19 protein-coding genes are annotated in these 21,851 nt (G+C 55.0%); 1 reads left to right on the top strand and 18 read right to left on the bottom strand.

Going from position 1 to position 21,851, the window contains the following annotated elements; translation table 11 throughout:
• Nucleotides 1–11: 11 nt before the first annotated feature.
• The 18 genes from larA to AB1576_09100 all read right to left on the bottom strand — a co-directional run bounded on the left by larA (nucleotide 12) and on the right by AB1576_09100 (nucleotide 20,507).
• A complete protein-coding gene (larA, locus tag AB1576_09185; protein ID MEW6081929.1) occupies nucleotides 12–1,340 on the bottom strand; it encodes a nickel-dependent lactate racemase in 1,329 nt (442 codons plus the stop codon).
• Entirely contained in the window at nucleotides 1,328–2,143 is an 816-nt protein-coding gene (locus AB1576_09180) for a sugar phosphate isomerase/epimerase family protein (protein ID MEW6081928.1), read from the bottom strand. Before AB1576_09180 ends, larA begins: the two co-directional genes overlap by 13 nt.
• 2 nt (nucleotides 2,144–2,145) lie before the next feature.
• On the bottom strand, nucleotides 2,146–2,556 hold the full coding sequence (locus AB1576_09175) for a cupin domain-containing protein (protein ID MEW6081927.1): 411 nt from the start codon (nucleotides 2,554–2,556) through the stop codon (nucleotides 2,146–2,148).
• Between the two features lie 25 nt (nucleotides 2,557–2,581).
• Nucleotides 2,582–3,622, bottom strand: a complete 1,041-nt coding sequence (locus tag AB1576_09170; GenBank protein MEW6081926.1) for an alcohol dehydrogenase catalytic domain-containing protein — start codon at nucleotides 3,620–3,622, stop codon at nucleotides 2,582–2,584.
• 4 nt (nucleotides 3,623–3,626) lie between these two features.
• A complete protein-coding gene (locus tag AB1576_09165; protein MEW6081925.1) occupies nucleotides 3,627–4,574 on the bottom strand; it encodes an NAD-dependent epimerase/dehydratase family protein in 948 nt (315 codons plus the stop codon).
• Nucleotides 4,575–4,687: 113 nt separating this feature from the next.
• Entirely contained in the window at nucleotides 4,688–5,737 is a 1,050-nt protein-coding gene (locus AB1576_09160) for a sugar ABC transporter substrate-binding protein (protein ID MEW6081924.1), read from the bottom strand.
• A gap of 67 nt (nucleotides 5,738–5,804) precedes the next feature.
• Nucleotides 5,805–6,830 carry an ABC transporter permease gene (locus AB1576_09155; protein ID MEW6081923.1) on the bottom strand — a complete coding sequence of 342 codons (1,026 nt, stop codon included), beginning with the start codon at nucleotides 6,828–6,830 and terminating at the stop codon, nucleotides 5,805–5,807.
• 11 nt (nucleotides 6,831–6,841) lie between these two features.
• Nucleotides 6,842–7,813 (bottom strand): ABC transporter permease, encoded by a 972-nt coding sequence (locus AB1576_09150; GenBank protein MEW6081922.1) that lies wholly within the window; start codon nucleotides 7,811–7,813, stop codon nucleotides 6,842–6,844.
• Entirely contained in the window at nucleotides 7,770–9,299 is a 1,530-nt protein-coding gene (locus AB1576_09145) for a sugar ABC transporter ATP-binding protein (protein MEW6081921.1), read from the bottom strand. The genes AB1576_09150 and AB1576_09145 overlap by 44 nt, the downstream gene beginning before the upstream one ends.
• Before the next feature lie 41 nt (nucleotides 9,300–9,340).
• Nucleotides 9,341–11,281 (bottom strand): FAD-dependent oxidoreductase, encoded by a 1,941-nt coding sequence (locus AB1576_09140; protein MEW6081920.1) that lies wholly within the window; start codon nucleotides 11,279–11,281, stop codon nucleotides 9,341–9,343.
• Nucleotides 11,282–11,402: 121 nt separating this feature from the next.
• Nucleotides 11,403–13,178 carry a thiamine pyrophosphate-binding protein gene (locus tag AB1576_09135; protein ID MEW6081919.1) on the bottom strand — a complete coding sequence of 592 codons (1,776 nt, stop codon included), beginning with the start codon at nucleotides 13,176–13,178 and terminating at the stop codon, nucleotides 11,403–11,405.
• A gap of 24 nt (nucleotides 13,179–13,202) precedes the next feature.
• Nucleotides 13,203–14,288, bottom strand: coding sequence for a zinc-binding dehydrogenase (locus AB1576_09130; GenBank protein ID MEW6081918.1), 1,086 nt, complete (start codon nucleotides 14,286–14,288; stop codon nucleotides 13,203–13,205).
• A gap of 16 nt (nucleotides 14,289–14,304) precedes the next feature.
• Nucleotides 14,305–14,658, bottom strand: a complete 354-nt coding sequence (locus tag AB1576_09125; protein ID MEW6081917.1) for a cupin domain-containing protein — start codon at nucleotides 14,656–14,658, stop codon at nucleotides 14,305–14,307.
• Nucleotides 14,659–14,683: 25 nt separating this feature from the next.
• The gene (locus tag AB1576_09120) at nucleotides 14,684–16,162 is read right to left on the bottom strand and encodes an FAD-binding protein (protein ID MEW6081916.1); all 1,479 of its coding nucleotides are present in this window, start codon (nucleotides 16,160–16,162) and stop codon (nucleotides 14,684–14,686) included.
• A 174-nt stretch (nucleotides 16,163–16,336) separates the two neighbouring features.
• Nucleotides 16,337–17,485, bottom strand: a complete 1,149-nt coding sequence (locus AB1576_09115) for a PrpF domain-containing protein (protein ID MEW6081915.1) — start codon at nucleotides 17,483–17,485, stop codon at nucleotides 16,337–16,339.
• Nucleotides 17,486–17,503: 18 nt separating this feature from the next.
• Nucleotides 17,504–18,730 carry an isocitrate dehydrogenase (NADP(+)) gene (gene icd / locus AB1576_09110; GenBank protein ID MEW6081914.1) on the bottom strand — a complete coding sequence of 409 codons (1,227 nt, stop codon included), beginning with the start codon at nucleotides 18,728–18,730 and terminating at the stop codon, nucleotides 17,504–17,506.
• A gap of 22 nt (nucleotides 18,731–18,752) precedes the next feature.
• The gene (locus tag AB1576_09105; protein ID MEW6081913.1) at nucleotides 18,753–19,253 is read right to left on the bottom strand and encodes a 3-isopropylmalate dehydratase small subunit; all 501 of its coding nucleotides are present in this window, start codon (nucleotides 19,251–19,253) and stop codon (nucleotides 18,753–18,755) included.
• Nucleotides 19,254–19,256: 3 nt separating this feature from the next.
• Nucleotides 19,257–20,507: a 3-isopropylmalate dehydratase large subunit gene (locus tag AB1576_09100; protein MEW6081912.1), complete on the bottom strand. Its 1,251-nt coding sequence runs from the start codon at nucleotides 20,505–20,507 to the stop codon at nucleotides 19,257–19,259.
• A gap of 349 nt (nucleotides 20,508–20,856) precedes the next feature.
• Here AB1576_09100 and AB1576_09095 point away from each other — a divergent pair, with 349 nt between their 5' ends.
• Nucleotides 20,857–21,600: a hypothetical protein gene (locus tag AB1576_09095; GenBank protein MEW6081911.1), complete on the top strand. Its 744-nt coding sequence runs from the start codon at nucleotides 20,857–20,859 to the stop codon at nucleotides 21,598–21,600.
• The last annotated feature ends 251 nt before the right edge of the window (nucleotides 21,601–21,851 follow it).

Here is a 21,851-nt window from a genome sequence, read left to right as displayed (position 1 = left end):
GCCACTGCCAGCTAGGCCAGCAGGGGCTCACCTCCTTTCTTTTCTGGATCTGCTCCTTCACCGTCGTTAGAAAACTGTGGAATGATGTGGCTGGTGCGGGGGATCACCGTGAGGCTACGGCACTCCGGGTGATCCGCCAAGGCCATGTTCAAGGCCTCCTGGAGGGTGTCCGCATGCCCTAGGCCCAAGGTCTCCAGCTCACCCCTTGTAACTGCCTGGGTAACCACCAGGACCCTGCATCTTGTAAGGGCCCTGGCCAGCATGAATGCTTTGTTAGCCCCGGGCCGGAACCCTTCCTCCCGGTACCTCCCGATTACGCCAGCAGGGTTCGAACACTCCTTCATCCAGGAAGCGAAGGTTCTATCGCCGCCACCTTCACCACACTCAGCGACCAGAATGACCGTTCCTCCGGGCTTCACCACCATCTCTGCAGTACAGAGTGCCTTTACGCCCTGGTAGAGGTCGAGGTCCCGCGGGTAACCTCCCGGGCTCACCACCACTATCTCAGACATCTCAGGGCACGTGACACGGCACAGGGGCTCGCACACGGCGACTCCAGCCATGTGCGCCTCCTCCAGGTGGCCGCTGAAGGCTTTGTGTACGCCGCCATATGTGGCAGGTACTACGTTAACTATGAAGTCACTCCTACACATCCTCGCGGCCTCCACGGCTTCCTCGTGAAAGGGATTCCCGTGAAGGTACCCTGGGCTAGGCCAGAACGGTCTGATGCCTAGGGAGTGGTGAACCCTTATAGACTCGAGTCCACTCACCCCCGGGAGCACGCTCTTTCTCCCGCCGCTGTACCCGGCGGAGTGGTGGGGAAGGATGACGCCCGTTAGTATGCGGAGCTCCGATCTAACGAGAGCCCTGTTTACGATTACCGGAACCCCACGGGCGGTATGGCCGAGGTATTCGCCTTCGTCGTCGTGGGAACACCGGTGGTTCAGAACCTTCAGCCTCCGGGAGAGATCGGGGCCAAGTGAGTCTTCGATTTCGCCAGGGGTTGCGGGTCTATGAGTGCCCGTGGCCACAATTGCGGTGACCCCATCCAGGGGCACCCCGGCACCCCATAGCTCGCGGCAGATCCCCTTTAGAATGGCCTTGGTCGATGTGGGCCGGGTTATATCGTTAACCACGATGCTTACCCGTGATACACCCTTCGCGAGGTCCCTTAGCCTAGGGCTCCCCACAGGATTCTCCAACGCTCTCCTGATTTCGGCCGCCCCGTCGGAAGGCCTCCTCTCCTTGGCCTCCAAAAGGTGAACGGAGTGCTGCCTGGAAACCTTGGCGGATACCTCCGTCTTGCCGTAGGGCAATCTGAGCGTGATCACAAGCACCATCCGTATTCTCGGAGCCTCTCCACGCTCTCTCTGTACTTGACATCAGGGTCGTCACACTCCGTGAGTTCCAGGATGCTCACACCCTCGTACCCGATCTCCCTGAGCACCTTGGCGGTACCGGCGAAATCCACACTCCCCTCTCCTACTGGCCAGTGGCCCCAGCGGTCCGGAGTCGAATCCGATAGGTGGACATGAATGAGGTAGGGAGCAATCCTCCTGAGGCCCTCTGCCGGGTCTTCAGACATCAGCCCGTTGGCCACATCGTATACCACCTTTAGGCTGGGGCTGTTGATCTCCTCCGTCATCTTGACGATATCTTCGGAGGTGTTCATGAAGAGTGCCGGTGTGATCTCCAGACCGAAGACAACACCCCTTCGCTCCGCCACATCCAGGCACCGGAGCACGGCCTCCTTCGCGCTCCTCCATGTCAATTCCATCGGAGCCGGGATGAGAGGATGGCGACGGCCGATCATGATCACGGCGATCTTTGCTCCGATGTCCGCCACAAGATCCAGGGTCTCCGTCATCTGCACGATGGCCTCCTCCCGCATGGCGGGGTTCAGGCTCGTCATGTTGATGTCGAGAAAGGTGGGGTTGATAGCTACGACTTCCATACCGTTGTCTTCAATCACCTTCTTCAGGCGGTTCCTAGCGGCCCCGTCCATCCCCCTTACCCATATGTGTGGGGGAGTGGACATCAGCTCAACGTAGCGAAATCCTAGTCTTGCCAGGGACTGGCAGGCCTCCTCCACGGACAACCTGTATAGATAGGGATAGGTGCATCCTCCTAGTTTCAGATCCATGGCTACCAGGCCTCCTCCGGAACGTTCAGCCGCTTAGGCCAAGACCTCCTGAACTCATCGTAATCCTCCACACATGGCACATGGACAGCAAAGAAGGACGTATACTCCCCAGTAGGGTTGTCGGTAACGTGCACTTCCCCCGCATGGATGTAAAGCAAGTCTCCTCGTCCAATTCGGTGCTCTAATCCGTTAACTACACTTCTCAGCTCGCCCTGAAGCACGAAGTATATTTCATCAGCCTGTTCGTGAACATGCTCGTGGCAGGCCGCGCCAGGTGGATAGTCAAATACACCGGCGTCCAGTCGCGCGTTCGGGGCAATGGAGGAATCCACGAAAAAGCGGGCAAACCTCCTCAACTCCGACTCCGGCGCCTCGTAGACTTCTTCATTCCTGAGGCGATAGACCTCGGCCATTAACCCAACCCCCTAATTGGGCTTTTCAAGGAATGAGTAGTACCTTAATGCCCTGGCGGTTCTTAGCCATATGGAAAGCCCCCTCAGCCTCAGCTAGGGAAAACCTGTGGCTAACCACAACAGTGGGGTCAATTCTCCCCGCTGAGATCATCCTGATTGCCTGGGCCCAATTGCCCACTGCCGTTGCCCTAGTTCCAACCAGCATCTTCTCCTGAAAGGTAACCTTGACTGTGGGTATTTCCGTGGGAAGACCCGGAAGACCAGCCAGGCACACTGAGCCTCGGGGCCTCACCATCTCGATGGCCTGAAGTATCGCTACGGGATGTCCCGCCGCCTCATACACAACATCAGCTCCGGCACCCCCTGTCATATTCCTCACCAGCTCGAGGGGGTCTTCCTCATCCAAGTTGACTGGGATGGCACCCATCTGTCTAGCCACACCCAGCCTTTCAGCATCTGATTTGAGCCCCGTAACCAGCACCTTGCTGGTGTAGCTAGTACTAAGCACCAGAGCGATCAGCAGCCCTATAGGACCTGCGCCTACCACTACGGCCACATCCCCAAAAGCGGGCGGAACCTTCTCCACAGCCTGGATCGCAACACAAAGAGGTTCTATGACTGCAGCAGATTCATAGGAAATCGACTCAGGAATCGGGATAACGCTTGACGCCCTCACTGACACAAACTCTGCGAACCCACCATCAAGCTCCGCGCCCAGCATAGGCCTGTTTTCGCAGACCGCCACGGCACCGGCCGCACAGTAGCTACACTTGCCACAGTACATTACAGGGTTTACCACCACCCTGTCACCGGGGCGTAAGCCATCGACCCCGGGGCCGCATTCTTCCACTATGCCGGAAAACTCGTGCCCAAGAACCTTTGGGAAACTAGAGATGCTGTAGGTTCTTGCCACCGCTTCCTTCCAATCCCAGAGGGATAGGTCTGTTCCACAGATACCCGCGGCCTTTACACGGATCAAGACATCTTTCTCCTTGACAATGGGCATTGGCATCTCGATACACGCCAGATGACCTGGAGTAGGTGCTGACTTCACCACAGCTTTCATCGGTCTACACCCCCCGCTTTTCGGCCTTGAGGTGGTCGACATAGGCCTTCAATCCATCTTCTAGGGAGTACTTGGGGGAGTAGTCAAGGTCTTCGCGGGCCCGGGTGATGTCCAGCGCTCCCTTCTGATGCATGTGGAAGCCGTGCTGATAACAGAGGGTACCTCCTCCAATGACAAAACGAGAGCCTGGAATGAGACTCTTGACTATGTCAGCCATCTGGCCGATGGTACGGCCGTCCCCGCTGGCGATGTTGTACACTGTATGTCTCAATCTTTTCGAGTACAGCAAGTCCATGATCCCTCGAGTCACATCGTCGATGTAGCTATTGTCCAGACACTGGTCGCGACCGCAGGTTAATATGGTTTCAATCCCATCTAAGGCGTTTTCGATGAATAGCTTGGGAGGCCTTTTTCGGGGCAAGGAAGGTCCATAGACCCATGAGGGCCTAACAGTTACCACATCCAGCCCGTATATCTTGCGGTATTGGGCACAGTAACCTTCTGATGCGAGTTTTGTTACACCGTAGGGTGTGACAGGGTTCTTGGGCTGGTCCTCATCCATCGGATCCGCCACGTACGGACCATAAACCTCTTCCGTACTAATATTCACAACCCGTTCCATTCCAAGGATAGCAGCAGCCTCTAGAACGTTGATGGTCCCCTCAATGTTGACCCGGGCGGCTACCACGGGTTGGGTTATGGCCGGAACAGGCGAGGAAATGGCTCCTCCATGGATCACTCGGGTTACTCCATGCTTCTGACATACTCGAATCACGTGCCCCATGTCCAGGATGTCGCCTGGACAGAGAACCACTCGTTCCAGGCCCTCCAGGTTCTTCGGGGAGCCTGCCCAGAAGTTGTCGTAGGCCACAACGACGTCTTCTTTGCCAAGAAGGGCCTTTACGAGGTGGGAACCCATGAATCCCGAGCCCCCTGTAACCAACACAGCCATGTTGACACCCTCCAATCACACATAGGACCGTATTCACTGGAAGAAGTGGGGATGTGAAAGGTTAAAGGTTGGGCCGGAGCGCGGTTTTCCTGTCGCCCCCCGGCCCTTCTTTCCTAATAGGGCTGCCCAATCTCGTCGAGTTGCCTTAGAAAATCCTCGATGTTGTCCTGGGTGATTACGGTGAAGTCGAGCATGATCAATCGGTCAACTGGCTCTCCGTCAAGGGCCTTCACAATCATGTGAACGCTGTTATATCCCTGCCTGAACCCAGAATAATCAATGGTGGCCGTAAGTCGGCCAGCCCTAATGGAGGCTAGGGAATCAGGTATGCCGTCAATACCGGTCACAACCATCTCTCCCAGCCTTCCGGCGGCCTCAATGGCCTCAATACAGCCAAGAGCCATGTCATCGTTGGCAGACAGCACCACGTCAATTTGGGGATGAGTCTGCAAGAGATTCTCCATGACCTGCATCCCCGGAACTCTGCGGTACTGCCCTGTCTGTGATGCGATGAGTTCCATGTCTGGGTACTTCTGAAGGGTTTCGTGAAAACCACGCATTCGATCGATATTAGTGATCGCCGCTGGCACTCCCTCGATTATCACTACCTTGCCACTATAATCAACCTTGGAAAAAGCATATTCGGCAATGGCTTTACCCAACTCGTAGTCGTTCTGCCCCACATAGGCTATGTACCTGTCGTTCTGTGCGAAATCATCCATGTTGTTGCAGTAGATTACTATGGGCATCCCGGCATCGAGCGCTTCGTTGAGGGCGGGAACCAAAGCCTTGTAGTCCACTGGAACGAAAACCATACCGTCGATTTCGCCAGCAAGGAACTTCTGGGTTATGTCCTCAACCATGCGGGTTTGTTCCTCGATGTTGTCAGGCTTTGTCGGAGAGTAGTGGACAATCCGAACCTTGCCGGTTTCTGCAGCGGCCTTCTCCGCGCCGATCTTACACAGCTTCCAGAACGGGTTAAACATGTTCTTAACCATGAACGCTATGGTGTAGCTGTCTTTGGGCGTAGGACCGGCTGGCTCTTCTTCTTGTGCCGGTTCCGGAGCCGAATCACCTCCGCAGCCAGACACTGCGACCACCAGTGCAACAACCAGAATCAGCATGGTCAGCCTGAATACAATGCTTGCGCGCTGCTTTTGCACAACTGAACCCCCCTTGAATTCTGTGTTGTTTGGCCGCAGAACCACCGAATAATCACCGTCTCATGTGTCACCCCCCCTTCTTTGACTCCACAGACCCCTTGCCAGCCAGGTTCTGGAACAGACTGAACACGTCTTCCTCCATGGTCTCCCGGCGCCTCATGGCTACATCCGCTATGACTGTGCCAATGAGAATGCCACCGGTAACAGTGGGCTGCAAGAACGAGGATATGTTGAGTATGTTCATGCCTGCCAATACCACGGTCATTATGAAGCTTCCGGTTACTGTACCTGTGACCGAACCCAAGCCACCCAGAAGCGAGGTGCCCCCTACGGTCACAGCAGCGATGGCTGGCCGCAACATGAGTTCCCCAGTGGCTGAGTCTGCGGCGTTGAGCCGGGCGATGTAGAGTAAACCAGCCATTCCAGCACAGATAGAGCTAATGCAGTAGGCAATAATCCTCGCCTTGTCTATCTTGATGCCCGCCAGACGGGCAGCACGTATGTTGGAGCCGATTACGTAGAGTTCTCTCCCGTAGGTGGTCTTCTGAAGAAGGAAGGTCAGAACAACGACCAGTATTCCCATAAGGAATACGGGTAACGGAACACCCAAGAGATGCCCGGCGCCGAGGAAAAGGAAACCCTTGGGGAACCCGTAGTACACCGAGCCCCGCATCAAGAGACCAGCCAGCCCCGCCGCGACCCATAGCATTCCGTAGGTGGCTACAAAGGGGGGTAGCCCCGCGAAAGTGACGAGTATCCCGTTGACCACGCCTACACAAGCCGAGGCTGCAAGCGCACCTGCCACGGCAAGCGGCCATCCTATCGCCGTCTGAGTCATCAGGTACGCCGCTACACATGCAGACAAAGACAATACTGAACCTACGGAGAGGTCTATGCCACCAGTAATCGCCACGAGCGTTAGACCAGCGGCCAGAATCGTTGCGGCAGAGCCCCACCTTAGGATGTTGAGAAGGTTGGACATGGTGGCGAAATCGCGGTTCAGGGTTGTTATTACCAGTGCCAGGAGAACGAGGACAAGTATCCTGGCAGACCTCAGCAAAATACCTTTGACATTGGACCTGCGTGATGACATGCTCCCCCTCCTCACCGCTTCTGTGCCTTGCCCAGGATTATCGCCAGTATAATAACGGCTCCGATCACAGGGACCTGTGCGAAGGGGTTTACCCCAATTATGTTAAGGCCGTTCCTCAATACACTGATAAAGGCAACGCCTACTAGTGTCCCCCAAATGCCTCCCCTGCCTCTTTCGAAGGCAGTCCCTCCAACAATTACAGAAGCCACCGCATCGAATTCATAGCCGATGGCAACGAAGGGATGAGCTGCATTTAGGCGGCCGGTCATAATAAGGGAAGCCATTGCAGCAGATAGGCCCGCAAGCACATAGATACCTGTCTTGTAGCGTATTACCCGAATCCCTGAAAGAATTGTAGCCTCCTCATTTCCTCCTATGCCGTAGACGTACGCACCGAATCTCGTCTTATACAGGATTACGTAGAAGGCAACAAAGCACAAACCTGCGAACCATCCAGCCATGGGAATGCCCATGAGATAACTGGCAGCCAAGCTTCGGAGATAAGGGTTTCGTACGATAATGGAAGAACCGTCCGTGAAGACTAGGGCAATTCCCTCACATACGCCAAGCATACCGAAACTGGCCACAAAGGGTTGCAGCCCAAAACGGGCAACCAAAGTACCCGTGGTCAAGCCGCATAGGACCCCCACCAGTAATGTGACTATTATGGCCATAAACAGGCTCTGGCCGCTTACAAGCATCATTGCCATGACGACACCACAGAGACTCAGCAAGGCACCCAAGGAGAGATCAACTCCACCGCTGAGTACTACAAGGGTCATACCCAGTGAGATGACGAGTAACATGGAGCCTTGGATTAGAAGGGTCAAGATGTTTCTCGTTGTCAGAAAGCCGGGGCTGACCAGGGAGTAGAGAATGATGATGAATATCAGCCCATAGAAGGCTGGCGGAATGCCCCGGAGGTAGTGCTGTAGTCGCTCACCCTTGGGCGATGGCCCGGTCTTTGCCGCCGGTAGTCTCATAGCGAAGTACCTCCTCCTTGGTGGTCTCATCCCGCCCAAGTTCCTTCACGATAGTCCCCCTGTACATGATGTAAATACGATCGCTCATGTTGACGAGTTCCGGCAACTCGGAGGAGATCATGAGTACCGCCGCGCCATTCTTGACCAACTCGTTCATAAGCTTGTGTACCTCGACCTTGGCTCCAACATCTATGCCTCGGGTAGGTTCATCAAAGATAAAAAACCTCGACCTGGTGCAGAGCCACTTGGCTATAACAACTTTCTGCTGATTCCCGCCGCTAAGGTACTTCACAAATCGGTTTATGGATGGTGTGGCGATGTTGAGGTCGTCTACAAATCGCTTAACTAGATCTTTCTCAATCTTCGAATTGATGATCCTATTGGGGAATACCTTATTCAGGCTGGACATGAGTACGTTCTCCCTGACTCTGAGGTCTAGTGCCAACCCCTTCTGCTTTCTGTCCTCTGGGAGGAAACCTAGACCCCTGCTTACAGCCAGCACCGGGGACATGCGCCTCACTCGTTGCCCGAAAAGGTACATCTCTCCGCCGTCAAAGGGCGCCTCACCAAAAACGACTTCTGCCAGTTCAGTCCTGCCCGACCCCATAACGCCCCCGAGGCCTACGATTTCGCCGCAGTGAATCTCAAGACTGACGTCGTGAAGAACATCCTTGCGAGAGATGTTGACAAGATTGAGAGCTTGCTCTCCCTTAGGAACTATGTCCCTGGGGAACATCTGGCATATCTTGTCCCCGACCATCATGCAGATGATGTCTTCCGTCTTAACGTCTGACATAGGTGAGCAACCAACACGTTTGCCATCCCTGATCACCGTGACCCGGTCACCGATTTGCGCGAGTTCCTCGAGTCTGTGGGATATGTAGATGACACTTATTCCCTTATCCTTCAGGCGACGAATTATCTCAAAGAGCTGTTCAATGGCTTTTGCCCCAAGGGCTGCGGTGGGCTCATCCATTATGAGGATGTCGCAGTCCAAGGAGAGGGCCTTTGCTACCTCCACCAACTGCTGTTTTGCAATCCCTAGGTCCTTTATGAGCGTTTGACTTTTGATGTCCATACCCACCGATTCCAGCAGCTCAGTGGTTCGCTTGTGCATCGTCCGGTGGTCGATAAGGCCGAGGCGAGTGGGTTCCCTCCCAAGGTATATGTTGCTGGCTACAGAAAGGAAGGGCACTAGATTGAACTCCTGGTATATCATGGATATCCCAAGGTCTTGGGCGCCCCTGGGGCTGGAGATCTCTACCTGTTTGCCCCTAAGTCGGATTTCACCGCCGTCCGGTTGGTGCACGCCTGACAACACCTTCATTAAGGTAGACTTGCCAGCCCCGTTTTCACCCACAAGTACGTGAACCTCTCCCTTCCTCAAGTCGAAATCCACGTTGTCAAGGGCTTTGACTCCCGGAAACACCTTCGTGATGTTCCTGAGCTCCAGGATGACCTCACTGTTTCGCTCGGGCACCTTCACCCCTCCTTGACACCTAGTCCGCTTCTCGTCGAAGAAAGGGGTCACAGACTTAAGGCTACGGCGGCCCCTTCGTGGATCGCTTCCTTCATCCGACGCGGCAGCACACAATCGCCAACCGCATGTACCTCAAAGGGTGGTTGTCCTTGACACCAGACTTCTTCCCAGATTCCGTTTTCCGGTGCCATCCCTACGGCTATCACCAGGTAATCGGCCTTGACTCTCTCGTAGGAACCCCGGTTTTGCAGGAGAATCCCTGATTCATCCACTCGTTCGACAGTGGTATTACACTTGATTACTATCTTGTCGTCCTCCTCGAGCAGATGCCTGAGGTGCCAACCTTCTCGCAGCCCTAGACCGCCGACGACCTTGTCAGTCGGCTCGATGATGGTAATCTGCTCGGTGCCTTTCTCCCTGAGGAAGACAGCTGTCTCAGCCCCTATCAGCCCACCCCCGAGTATGAGGATGGACCCATCCATTCTAACCTTCTCATCCAAAACGTCCATTGCCACGTGACACCAGGGATTATCAATACCGGGCGTGAAGGGCTTGACGGGCCTAGCACCCGTAGCTATGACAGCAACATCGGGCCCAACCTGCTTCAAGGTATCGTAGGTTACCTCACTGCCCAGAATCACCTCAACGTCGGATTGCTCCACCTGCCATATCAGGTGGTCAATCACCTCCCGCAGCTCTCGCTTGTGGGATGGCTTACACGCGAGGCGCAGTTGGCCTCCGAGGTTCGTTCCCTTCTCGTACAAGACGACGCTGTGCCCCTGGGCGGCAGCGGTAGCGGCACAGGCAAGCCCGGCAGGCCCTCCACCCACTACCGCGACCCGGCGGGAAACCCCTCGCTTAACCGAGGCAAATTCCCTTTCCTTTCCAGCCGAGGGGTTGATCGTACAGCTGATTGGAAGGTTCGTTCCCAATTCGTCGCTACACCTCATGCACGCTGGACAAGTCCTGATGCCCTTGAGTCTGCCAGCCTTGGCCTTGTTGGGGAGCTCGGGATCAGCGTGAAGCGCGCGCCCCATTGCGATGAAGTCGGCCTTGCCTTCCTCCAAAATCGAGTTGGCAAGCTCAGGGTTATTAATGCGACCCACAACGGTGACAGGTACTGTTACGTGCTTACGGATTTCCTCCACCATGTCCACCATGCAGCCCCTGGGAAAACCTGCGGGCTGGGCCAGCCATATGATGGACTCATATATCCCCGCAGATACATCAATTAGATCGATCCCCTCCGCTTCAAGGCGCTCCATGAAGGGGATAGTATCCTCCAGGGTAAGTCCTCCCTCAATGTACTCATTGGCACTTATCCTGTACGCCAAGGCCACTTGGCTCCCCACCTCTTGGCGCACCCTCCTTACCACTTCCAACGGGAATCTCATCCGTTTTTCCGCCGTCCCTCCGTACTCATCCTGTCTCTTGTTGCTGAAAGGGGAAAGAAACTGTCCCACCAAGTACCCGTGGGCCCCGTGGACTTCGACCAGGTCGAAACCAGCCTCCACAGTTCTTCTGGCAGCGCGACCGAAGGATTCCACAAGGCCCCTTATCTCATCCACCGTTAGCTCACGGGGCAGGTCTCCCGCAGCCAGCACTTTGCAGGGAACCGGAGAAGGCCCTACCGGTTGGCATCCAGTTACAAAACTGGAGCTCTGCCTACCGCCGTGCTGCAGCTCAGCGCCCAAACGGCAGCCGTAGGCATGAACACCATCAGCCATCCTCTTGAGGCCAGGGATTACTGCATCATCATGGATGCCCAGTTGGCGGAAGTGGTTTCTTCCAACTGGATCGATGTACATGGACTCCACAAGGATGAGCCCCACTCCGCCCTTGGCTCTCTCCACAAGGTAATCGTTATAGCGCTGGTTGGTGGTACCATCCAAGTTCGCGTAGTTGCGTTCACACGGTGCCATAATGAGACGATTTTTCACCGCTACTTTGCCGATGTGGGCTGGCTCGAAGAGCTTGTCAAAAGCCATCTATTCTCCCCCCTATGCGTGGTCCAAAACGTGACGCTGGGCACAATACACCACCATGCTCTAGTCACGCGTACACGTTGCCTCCGATGTTAGGTGGTCGCTGTGCCAGAACATTCAGGATTTAACTCCCAAACGCCGGGCGCATAGGAGGCAACGGGGGCAACTGCCACCCGCCGGTGGCAACCGGGCGTACGCCCTTGTCAACCATGACTTCCAAGACGTACGGTTTGTCAGACTTGAGAGCCGTGTCGAATGCAGCCTTCAAGTCACCAGGATGCTCAACCCTGGAGCCTTCTGCCCCAAGAGCCCTTGCCAAAGCCACAAAGTCTGGACTACAGATCTCCCCAGTAGCAGCGTTACAGTACTCTGTCACAATTTCACGGCCTTCGAACTGGAAGGTCTGGATGTCCTTAATTGCAGCCTGGGCCAGGTTGTTCCATACCACCCAAATCACAGGTAGGTTAAGCTCCACAGCCGTGCACACGATGTGAGGTGCCATCATGAATCCGTAGTCCCCAACAACCGACAGGCACTTCTTTTCGGGCCGGGCTAGCTTCGCTCCAATAACACCACATACACCGAAGCCCATGGCAGAGAAACCCCAGGACTGGATGACAGTCTGCGGCCGGTAGGCAGGCCAGTGCTGGACAATCCAGTTATGATGAACACCTGCGTCTGCCAGGATTATCCCGTCTTCAGGGAAGACATCCCTCAGATCCGCGAGCAGGCGTTCAGGATGTATCGGCACGGTGTCGGAGGACCTATTTGGCGAGCATGCATCCTCCCAAACCTGTCTCCATCCATTGATCTCCTTCTGCCAGCCGGGCCGGCTCTGCCGTGAGATGCCTTCTTCCTTGATCATTGAAAGCAGCTGGCGCAACACACTTCTGATATCACCAAGTATCCCGATAGCCGGGGCGAAGTTCCTGCCGATTTCGTCGGGGTCTATGTCTACCTGAATGAGTTTGGTGGGAGGAATATTGAATGTGAAGCCTGGGATCCAGGCACTGGACACTCTGTCACAGAACCTGGTCCCAAGTGCCAGCAGCACGTCTGCGTTTCTGCAGGCTTGGTTAGCTTGGTACGTCCCGTTACGGCCGGTCGGGCCTAGGCACAGAGCGTCTCTGCTGTCCAGAGACCCAGACCCGTTTGGAGTTGTTACTACTGGTACCTCCAAGTACTCTGCCAGCTGCCTGAGTTCGTCGGAGGCTTCGGACAATATGACACCGTGCCCTGCTAGAATGAGAGGCTTCTCCGCCTTCAGGAGGAGGTTCAAGACATCCTGCAGGCTGTCAACGTCGCCTCCCGCCCTACTGCTGATGCCCCACCTCCATTGGGATGGCTCCGGGAACTCCACCTCCCCCTCCTCCTGGAACACATTGAAGGGTACATCAAGATTGACGGGACCCGGCCGGCCGGAAAGCATAGTCTTGAAGGCTTGTCTTATGGCGGTGGGTACCATGTCCACACGCGTGGGCTGGAAAGCCTTCTTGACGTAAGGCTTGATCACAGATGGAAAATCCCCCTGGTGGTGCCGGCCGGTCTCCTGGAAAGGCCCCCGGTTAAACTGGCAGGTGGGCACATTGCCAGTAATGGCAAGGAAGGCAGAGGAATCGTAGAAAGCACAGGCCAAGGCTATGGGCAGATTGGCGGATCCCGGGCCACAGGACGTGATCGTAGCCAGTGGTTTGTGGGCTACGCGATAATAGGCATCCGCAATGTGACCAGCTGCCTGCTCGTGATGAACTCCGATAGCCCTTATCTTATCGGCCCTTTGCGCCAATGCGTCCAGAAGCCCAACGTTTCCATGGCCGCTTAGGGTAAGTACATAAGGCACTCTCTCCGCTATGAGATATTCAGATATAATGTCGGCACCCTTCATAGTCTTCGATGTCACAAGTCCTCACTCCTTAGTAATCCTTCAGTAGACAATGGCTGCCTTGATAGCCCTTCGCTGTTCCACGCAGGCAAGAGCCTCGTTAGCCATGTCCAGGGTGTATCGATGGGTAACCAGGCATTCGAATGGCCAGTCAGATCGGTCAATAAAATCGATGGCTTCCACCAGATGCCTGAAGTCCCCGGCGAAGCAACCCCGAAGCTCAATCTCCTTGGAGGTGATATCGTACCAGCCGCTCACGGTGAAGTCCGTTCCACCGTCATGCCCAAAACCAGGCATAACGTACCTGGCACCCTTCCTGGCCAGCTTAAACCCCTCGGCCGCGGCGCCGGTGGAACCGCTGCACTCAAACACCACTGAAGCACCAAGCCCTTCCGTCCTCGCGTATACGTGCTCCTGGCGTTCCTCTGGAGTAGTGTGGGAGGCATTGAGGGTGGCAGTGGCTCCGAAGGTTAGAGCCATGTCCAGTCTCCCCTCATTCAGGTCAATGGCCACTATGGATCTGGCACCAGTTGCGCTTACGTAGGCGATGGTGCACAAGCCAACGGAGCCACAGCCCAGTACTACTACGTCCTCCGAAAGCCCCAGTCCGGCCACTTGAACGGCATGAAGGGCTGTATCAGCAGAACAGCCTGCGGCCACGAACCGCTGTGGATCTGCCGAGTCTGGCAGTGCAATCACAGGGGTCTTGGGATTCAAGTAGACAAACTCAGAATAGCCTCCTCTGAGATGCGGAGAAACCGAACTGGAGTAGTTGATCCCGTATACTGTGCGCTCCTGGCACAGCCACGGCTTGCGGGCTACAAGACAGTAGTGGCACCCACCGCAGGTGATGCTTCTTTGCCACATTATCCTATCGCCTTCTTTGGGTGCTCCTTTGCCAGTCCGCCTTGTGGCATAGACCCTTCCGACGTTCTCGTGGCCAAGGATCAACGGGAGAGCGCCCCATGACATGGGGTGATGTCCCCTCCAGATATGGGGATCAGAGCCACACACCCCCGCCATATCCATCTTCACGACTATCTCACCGGGACACGGATCGACCAACTGGAATTCCCGGTGTTCCATGGGCTTACCAAATTGAGTCAAGACCGCGGCCCGTGCCTTCATCATCAAGACCTCCAGTTCACTTATCTTCCGGTGGTGAAGTTATGACGAAAAAAACTAGGTCCTCCAGACCGGTGTTATAGATAGCATGTCTAACCCCAGGGGGTATGTGTATCACCGTGTGAGGATCGACAACCTTTTTGAGGTCGTCCATCTCCATGATCCCTTTCCCTTGTAGGACGTAATAGATTTGTTCCTGCACTTGGTGGGCGTGACAAGAACAATAGCCTTTGGGTTGGTAGCTGGAGATGCGGAAGTCAAAGTGCTTCGATCCGACTGACTTGGGGTTGACCAGCAATTTGGAGAAGGCACTGTAATGCTCGGGTGGCTCTTCCCACATGACTTCCTCGATCTTAAACACTCTCGCCTTCACGGCTTTCCCTCCCTAAACATGTGGTTCAAATTGCCTGATTTATCTTGTTGAGTCCAGCTCGAGTGTAGTCCGGCAAAATCCTAGGGGACCTCCTCTGCCGACCCACCCCAAGCGTCTCGAGCTCCTTGTGGTGCCTCCTCACGTGCTCCAGGGTAGGCAGGCCCACGACATTCTTCGCCGTCCAGTCAACTGCGCTTAACCCGGCCCTTCTTCCAAACACGAAGATGTCAACCAGTGAGTTCCCGCCCAAGCGATTCCTGCCGTGTACGCCACCAGACACCTCACCCGCCGCAAACAAACCCGGAACATCAGTCAGGCCATCTCCGCTAATCTTCAGGCCGCCATTCTGGTAATGCTGCGTAGGAAATACGAGAATGGGCTCCTTTTTCACATCTATTCCGTACCGGAGAAACCTTCCGACTATACCGGCGAACAGGCGTTGTATGGTACCTTCAGGTCCAATCATGTCTATTACAGGAACATCGAGCCAGACTCCCTTCTGACCACTAGGAGCAACAACACCAAGGTTCCTATCGACGCATTCCCTGATTATGGCAGAGGAGGTTGTGTCACGGGTCTCCAGCTCATTGATGAACCTATTTCCCTGCACGTTTACCAGGTGGGCGCCGTTGCCCCTCAGAGCCTCGGTGACCAGATTGCCCAGCATCTGTTCGGGCCAGGCAACACCCGTGGGGTGGTATTGAACAGAATCCATGTCTAGCACGCTAGCTCCAGCTCTGTACGCGATGGCAAGTCCATCGGCGGTCGCCCCGTAGTGGTTCGTTGTAGGGAAGGAACGGATGTGGAGGCGACCCAGTCCGCCTGTGGCCAGAATGACGGCTCCTGCTCTCACTGTGATGAAGTTGCCCGTTTCTAGATTCTGTAGTATGGCGCCAGCGCAATGTCCGTTCTCGTCCAGAACCAGGTCAACTGCGGGGGAGAACTCTACCACAGTGATACCCTTGTTCCAGATCTCATCCCTAAGGACCCTCATCATCTCAAGACCGCTGAAGTCCTTGCAGGAATGAACTCGCCGGCGGGAATGGCCTCCAGCGAAGGAGGTCACGATCGTACCGTCACTCTCCTGGTCAAACATGACTCCGAGCCCCTTAAGCCACTTCACTATTAGGGGAGCATCATGAACGAGAGTCTTAACGAGCTCTGGCGAGTTGGCGTAACGGCCTCCCCCCATGGTGTCCACGTAGTGCATAACCGGAGTGTCGGATGGCTTGGTGGCTGCTGCTATTCCCCCCTCAGCCATCACGGTATTGGAGTCTCCCAGCCTGAGTTTGGTCGCCAAGACCACATTGGCTCCGTTCGCCTGAGCTACTAAGGCTGCGGTCGCTCCTCCGCCTCCTCCCCCGATCACCAGCATATCTGTGGAAATGTCGCAGGCATCTACATCGTAGCCTTGAGGATCAATCCAGCTGTAGGCTTCGAGTATGTCAGCTACCTCCAGCGGTACCTTGCTTCCAGCGTTGTTCCCCACCGCGAGGGTCCTCATGCCCCTTGGGTCGAAATCTGGGTGGAAATGACTAAGTAACTCTTGTTTTCCTTCAGCGCTGAGCCTGGGGATCTTCTGTTCAAGCCGAGCCTGCCGTGTCTGTTCAAGACGGGCTATGGTCTCCTGTAGAATTGGTGGATATGGCAAGGCGAGTACACCTCCAGAGTCTAACGCCTACGCTTGAGAGAAGAGTCTGTTTGGCACGTAGACGTACCCCTCCATTATTCTCCTGGCGGTGCGGCCCAAGGCCGCTCTTCTTAGAACCATTTCTCCGCTTACGTCCTCTATGGAAATCTCAACTGACAGGGTTCCCCCAGCGTGTCCTAACCTGACCTCATCGCCCTTGAAGGACTCCAGGACCTCGCTCACCACTGTTCCCTCAAGACTGGCTGCGGCCGCAGTGCATATTGCCCCTGTGACGGCATAGGCCTTGTGGGCCTTCTGCATGGACATGATCCTACTTACCACGTCAATGCTGTTCTCTTGGACCGTTTCGCCTGAGGCTGTCTCATAGGAGGCGGGCGGTCCCACAAAGGCTATCTTGGGCACAGAGGGGCTCTTCTTGGCGGCCTCTTCCGGTTCCCGGGCCTTGCCTACCAATACAGCTGCCGCACCCCTTATGGCCTCAAGGAGAGCCAAGAGCGCCTGATCGGCGTTTATCCTGTTTGGGGTTTCGGTTCCAGTCAGCCCAAGGTCCTTCGCCTTGACAAACACAACTGCAGTAGCCGCATCGACCACTGATACCTCAAACTTCCCCAGGTGCCCCAGGTCCAGCACGTCTCTGGGTTGTCCGGTAGGAAGCAACCTTCCAGTGACGGCTCCACCAGAATCCAAGAAGTCCAGGGTTATCTTGGCACCAGTGCCAGGAACCCCGGAAATGGCGTAGTCTCCAACACAGACTGGCATGCCGTCCTGAGTCGGAACCTCCGCGACAATGATCTTCCTGCTGTTGGTGTTATGGATCCGCACTTTCGTGACCGGCTCCGAGGCCGGGACAAGCCCCTCATCTATGGCAAACGGCCCCACGGCGGAGGAGATATTTCCACAGTTGCTGCCATAGTCGACCAGCGGGGCCGTTATGCTAACTTGGCCAAAGGTATAGTCCACATCGGCATTCGTCGTGGGGGGGCCAACGATGGCCGTCTTACTTGTAAGGGAATCGGCTCCTCCCAGCCCATCAATCTGCCTCGAATCTGGGCTTCCGAAGGCCGCCAGGATTACCTGATCCCGTAAGGCCCTTTCTTGAGGAAGGTCCCTGTCATGGAACAACACGCCCTTGCTGGTTCCCCCCCGGTAGATGCAGCATGGCACCTTCCGATACATGGGTCTCACCTCACAGTTCTAGTCCATGTTGTCCACAACGGCCTGGGCAAATGCTGAGGTACTGACCTCATGGCCATCCTCTAGCATCCTGGCTAGGTCGTACGTGACTACACCCTGGGAAATGGTCTTCTCAACCGCATCTGTGATCGTGTCCCCAACTTCCCCCCATCCCAAGTACTCAAACATCATCACCCCTGAAAGAATAAGTGAACAGGGGTTGACCATGTCCATTCCCGCATACTTGGGAGCCGTCCCGTGAGTGGCTTCGAAGACCGCGATCCTGTCACCAATGTTGGCCCCAGGAGCCATGCCCAGCCCGCCTACTTGAGCAGCGGCCGCGTCGGAAAAGTAGTCCCCGTTGAGGTTGGGCATGGCCAGAATATCGTAGTCTCTCGTTCGGGTAAGGAGCTGTTGCAGCATATTGTCGGCAATCCTATCTTTGATGATTACCTTTCCATCGGGAGCCTTTCCCTCAAACTCGCCAAAGAGTTCCTCCTCAGTAAGGGTTCGGAAACCAAATTCTTGCTTGGCCAACTGGTAACCCCAATCCCTAAACGCACCTTCGGTATACTTCATAATGTTACCCTTGTGTACCAGTGTGACGCTACGGCGATCGTTGCTGATAGCGTAGTTCACGGCTTTCCTAATCAGACGTTGACTTGCCCATTTGCTCATGGGCTTTAGGCCAATTGCCGTGTCATCGGTAAGCTTCACGCCGAACCGTTCCTTCAAGAACTTCCGGATATCTGCGGCGTCTTTGCTATCGGCGGTCCACTCCAACCCTGCGTAGACATCCTCCGTGTTTTCTCTGAAGATGACCACATTCATGTGCTCGGGATTCTTGACTGGAGCTGGCACGCCCTTAATCCACCGCACCGGACGTATGCATGCATAAAGGTCTAACACTTGTCGAATAGTCACATTCAGGCTTCTAAACCCACCGCCAACCGGGGTAGTAAGGGGTCCCTTAATGGTCACCGTGTGTTCCACAACGGTATCTAGAGTGCTCTGCGGGAGCCATTGTCCGGTGGCCTCGTAGGCCTTCTCACCCGCAAGCACCTCCGTCCACACCACGCTTCGGGAGTTCCCGTACCTCCTAAGAACCGCAGCGTCGAAAACCTTCTTGGATGCAGCCCATATGCCGGGCCCTACGCCATCACCTTCTATATAGGGGATGATGACATTGTCGGGCACCTTAAGGGCCCCTTGTTCTACGGATATCTTCTCTCCATTAGAAGCAGTCACTGGAACTCCCTCCCAAGATTGTTTAGTCGCTCAGCGCGAAACCCTTGTGTTTCTTCATGTGATCAATGAGCCCGCCATCGTTCAGTATTTTTAGCATGACGTCTGGAAGAGCCGTAAAAGTGATGGGTTGCCCATCGGGTATCACTCTCAGGATCCCCTTTACCAGGTCCGCCTCTAACTGAGCCCCTTCCTCTATGGAATCAGTGTCGCATATCAACACGGGAAGCCCGAGGTTGATGGCGTTTCTGAAGAATATCCTGGCCACGGATTTGGCAATAATGGCACTCACTCCAGCCATTTTGATCAATAGCGGTGCATGCTCTCGACTTGACCCAAGCCCAAAATTCTTGCCGGCTACCACGAAGTCTCCCGCCTTCACCTCCGTGGCGAAATCGGGGTTCGCGTCCTCGAAAACGTGCTTGGCGAACTCCTCCATATTGGATCTCAGGTGGAAATACCTACCAGGTGCAATAAGATCTGTGCTGATGTCGTCGCCGAACTTCCAGGCCCTTCCTGCGATAATCACCTACTTCACCTCCCTGGGGTCTGAAATCCGTCCATTAATGGCTGTTACCGCGGCCACTGCTGGAGACGCCAAGTATACCTCAGATTCTGGATTGCCCATTCGCCCCTTGAAGTTTCTGTTCTGGGTACTCAAGCACTTTTCGCCATCTCCGAGAATGCCCGCGTGAAGCCCTAGACAGGGTCCACATGTGGGAGATATTACTGCAGCACCTGCCTGTAGCAGGACCTCAACTATGCCATCGGTTACAGCATTGAGGTAGACGCGTCTGGAGGCCGGGATGACAAGCAACCTTGTGTTTGGATGGACTCTCTTGCCCTTGAGAAAGCGAGCCAATGTGGCAAGATCTCCTTCCCTTCCATTTGTGCAGGTACCTACCACTACTTGGTCAATGGGTATTCCAGCAACCTCATCTATGGGTTTGGCACTGTCTACGGTATGAGGAACCGCGATTGTGGGCCCCAGTTCAGCTAGGTTGACTTCTATCTCCTGATCGACAGGACACTCTTCGGATGAGAGCGGAGCGTAGTCTTCTTTTCGCCCCATTGACGCTAAGTATCGCTCGGTTATTTCGTCTGAAGGAAACAGACCCGCCTTGGCTCCACATTCCACTGCCATGTTAGCGATGGTAAGCCGGTCCTCCATGGTCAGGTGATTAACCCCTGACCCGCAGAATTCCAGAGACTTGTACGTGGCACCGTCTGCCCCGATCATACCTATGAGATGAAGCATAAGGTCCTTGGCAAAAACTCCGTCGGAAAAAGCACCAGTCACTCTTACCCGCAGGGTCTCGGGCACCCTGAGCCAAGTCTTCCCATGTGCCAGGATAACGGCAACATCCGTGGAACCCATGCCCGTAGAAAGGGCACCTAACGCACCACCCATGCAGGTGTGCGAGTCTGCCCCTATCACAATCTGTGCTGGCTTGATCAGTTCTTCGCATGCCAGTTGGTGGCAAATACCATCGCCAACGTCATATAGCCGGACTCCGGTCCTCTTGGCGAACTTTCTCAGGAGGGCGTGGTCGTTGGAGAGGGCCTTGTGACAGCTAGGAGACGCGTGGTCTATAAACACTGCTGCCTTGGATGAGTCCCAAATTGCCTCTTCCCCGAGTTTGGCCATTTGCCTAACCGTGAGAGGCCCAGTTCCGTCTTGTAGGTAGCAGAGATCCACTTCCACTACAACTATTTCCCCGGGTGTAACCTTGCGACCAACCTTTCGTTCTATGATCCTTTCAGCCAATGTACCAGCCACGAAACCATCCCTCCTGTAAGCGTGCGCCTCCTGACAATGGTCTCCGAAAAGAAAAATTCTTTAGGTATAAACTGTTACCACTGGTTATTGTATACAGTATACACTGCAAGTTTCTTCATGCACTTCAGAAATCCTCCTGTTGCGTGGCGCGCTAGACAAAAAGATTTTCGCTGAGGTCATCAACTGTAAAACGCAGATCCCCTTTCTAAATCCATATAGAAAGGAGGGTTGGCGTATGATGGAATCCCCTTCCCTGCTCGCCTTGTTTCTGCTTTTTGGGCTTCCCATCTGCTTCTCTGTGGCTGCACTGGTATGGTATTTCACACAAGATTGGGAGGGAGGGATGGCGGTGCGTGTCGAGGTCACCATTTTTCTCCTCTATCTTGTGGGCGTTGCAGCGCTCGGGTACTACGGGTATCGAAAGACTGTGTCCCTTAAGGACTTCGTAATTGGCAGCAAGAAGCTGGGCGCCTGGACGGTGTCCATTAGTTCCAATGCTAGTGCCGTTAGCGCTTGGGTGTTCTTGGAGGCTCCGGGCATTGCCTATCGATATGGACTAGCATCGGCATGGATGATAGTCACCGGAGTCGGCTTCTACGTAATCCAATGGCTCATAGTCTACAGGCGACTCTACCGCTACAGCCAGCACACGGAGTCTCTGACATACCCCGAATTCTTCTCCGACAGGTTCCGTGACACCAGACCGCTGATCCAGGGCATTTCGGCGATCCCGATGTTGTTTTTCGTGACCGCTTATATAGCCGCCCCAATGGCTGGGGCTGGCATATTCATGGCTCAGGTCTTTGAAATGCCTTACATAGCTGGAGTCCTGGTGGGTTTTGGCATCATAGTGCTGTATACCCTCGCCGGAGGGTTCCTTGCCGTATCCTTGACGGATGTCTTGCAAGGGACCATCATGGTCTTTGTTATCATAGGAATTCCCCTGGCCGCGGTGTCTGCGCTAGGTGGGTTTGGGCCCTATAATAGCCGCGTTGGCACAAACATCTCATGCCTCGGTTACGACTTTCTGAGCGCGACAGTAGGTGCCACCCCAGGGAAGTTCATACAGGTAATGTTGCTCTCAACATTCTGACTTGGTAATGTCCCAGATCTCCTGTAAAAGCGAGAGGGCCTGCGTTGCCTTAGCGGGACGAGTTTTTTCGCAAGATTCCTGGGACATCTGAATTAGACCTCCCGGTCCGAGGTTAGTGCTAGTTAAGGCGGCATCTGTTCAGCTCGGCGAGGCCTGGTTCTTCCAATAGAATTGGGCTCTCCACCGGGTCAGGACTTCCGCCGCACCGCGCAGACTCGTGGCATCCTCAAACTGGTTTTCCGCTTCAGCAG

Source organism: Bacillota bacterium (genome assembly GCA_040754315.1).
Classification (GTDB): domain Bacteria; phylum Bacillota; class Sulfobacillia; order DUSP01; family JBFMCS01; genus JBFMCS01.
Note: the sequence above shows the minus strand (reverse complement) of the source record. Positions and strands in the feature narration are given on the sequence as shown.